This window comes from Pseudoalteromonas sp. SIMBA_162 (genome assembly GCF_046535955.1).
GTDB classification, from domain to species: Bacteria; Pseudomonadota; Gammaproteobacteria; order Enterobacterales; family Alteromonadaceae; genus Pseudoalteromonas; species Pseudoalteromonas marina.
The window spans coordinates 1-279 of sequence record NZ_JAWJBQ010000271.1; the positions used below are offsets into that span (position 1 = coordinate 1).

Genomic DNA, 279 nt, shown 5'->3' on the forward strand with positions numbered 1-279 from the left:
GCGATTTCAGGAGTGTAAAGCACGCGCTCGCTTTTCCCGTCTTCCCAGGTCACTTTCTTCTTCAGGTTCACCGGAATCAGCTGGTAGTTAACCATTTTCATTTCGCCATTACGAAACTCAAAATCAGCCCGTCCCACGTATTTGCCCCACTCATGCGCCTGCACAATCCAGATGCCGTTTTGTTGATCTGGTTTGCATGGCGTACCCGGCACGTAATCGACCTGTTTTTTGTTTTCTGCCGCCATGCAGACCGGATCTTGCGAGTGACCACCGACGATC

Annotated in this window: 1 pseudogene; it reads right to left on the minus strand. The window is 51.3% G+C overall.

Features of this window, described 5'->3' with window-relative positions:
- Nucleotides 1-279, minus strand: a pseudogene (gene ushA, locus R0J88_RS19640) (bifunctional UDP-sugar hydrolase/5'-nucleotidase); the annotation flags it as partial.